Source organism: Clostridium oceanicum, assembly GCF_039521385.1.
GTDB lineage: Bacteria > Bacillota > Clostridia > Clostridiales > Clostridiaceae > Clostridium_F > Clostridium_F oceanicum.
This window is the reverse complement of the sequence record NZ_BAAACG010000011.1, coordinates 1-1,567: the sequence shown is the minus strand read 5'-3', so window position 1 is coordinate 1,567 and position 1,567 is coordinate 1. Positions and strand designations below refer to the sequence as shown.

1 protein-coding gene is annotated in these 1,567 nt (G+C 25.3%); it reads right to left on the bottom strand.

The genetic code is table 11. From position 1 onward, the window contains the following. Window positions 1–633 precede the first annotated feature (633 nt). The gene (locus ABDZ71_RS13980) at window positions 634–1,377 is read right to left on the bottom strand and encodes a peptidylprolyl isomerase (protein ID WP_343762459.1); all 744 of its coding nucleotides are present in this window, start codon (window positions 1,375–1,377) and stop codon (window positions 634–636) included. Window positions 1,378–1,567 lie beyond the last annotated feature (190 nt).

Sequence of the window (1,567 nt, the reverse complement as noted above, 5' to 3'; positions counted from 1 at the left end):
TTACTGGTTGGTTTATAAGAATTCATTCTTATCCTCTGTTTAATTTTCAAAGACCTTGTCGCTTCATGCGACTTTTATATAATAACATGTTTGAATTTATTTGTCAACATGTTTTTTATTGACTTATTTGTCAATTTCTTGCCGTCTTCGTGACGACAAGGAATATCTTATCATATATATTAATTATACTTATATGACAATACTCTATTTATAAAATTTATGCTGTATATATTAAAGTATAATCCATTTTACTCTCTATATCTTATAGTGATACTCTAGGTTAAGTAGTTATTATAAAACCTATTAAAAATCCTTATATACAGTTGAATATATAAGGATTTTTAATATATTTATATTTACTTTTTATAGAATGATAAAGATATATAATTACTATTCTATACAGCCAATTAAAAATTCATTTATAATTTTAATATTAGTTATTATTATACCTTTGATACTACCTTAAATAGTTAATGATTGATGTGAATTACAAATTGGCCTTTCATTTTAAATATTTTTAATTTATTATTATATATTTATTTTTTCATAGAAAAAAAACTATTCTTAATCTATAAATAGACTTAAGAATAGTTTTTATAAGATTTATAATCTCTTATATATTAAAAAAATATACTATTTAACTTCTACTGAATATTTTCCTCTTAATTCTTTTGTAAATTCGCTATATTTTTCATTTTGTTTTTGTTGAAGAAGCATAGATTTTATACTATCTTTTACTTCATCAAAACTTTTAGCAGTACTTTCATTTTTGTTATCAACTACAATTAAGTGATATCCAAATTGAGTTTTTACAGGTTCACTAACTTTTTCTATATCTAATTCTAAAGCAGCTTTTTCAAATTCTGGTACCATTTGACCTTTTGTGAAAGTTCCTAAGCTTCCGCCTTGTGCTTTAGATGGACATTTAGAATATTTTTCTGCTGCTTTAGAGAAATCTAAACCTTCTTCTATTTCTTTTGCTACTTTTTTAGCTTCTTCTAAAGTATCAACTAAGATATGTCTTGCTGTTATAAGCTCTTGAGTTTTAAATTGATCTTTATTATTTTCATAATAATTTTTTACATCTTCTTCTGAAACTGTAGCTCTAGCTAATACATTAGATACTGCTACTTGTATCATAAGTTGTTTTTTAGCAGCTTCTAACTGTTTTAAGAATTCTTCATCTTTATCTATTCCACTATCTTTTGCATAATTGTATGAAAGTTCGAAATCAACCATTTGATTGATTAAATCTTTTCTTCCTTTTTCATTTTGTAAATATGATTGTCTTTCCTTTGGAAAGCTAGCTATTGTAATATCTACATCCTTCTCAGTTATTTCACGTCCATTTACTACTGCAACTACTTTATTTTCCATAGTAATTCTCCTTTTTAATTTATTTTTATAATTTAACTTTGTAATTGTTTTCAAAGTGTAAATTAATAAATCTCTTATTTGCCAAAAAAGCATCTTAGATACGTGATCTAAGATGCTTTAGTTTGGTGGCTTCAACTGGAATCGAACCAGTGACACGAGGATTTTCAGTCCTCTGCTCTACCGACTGAGC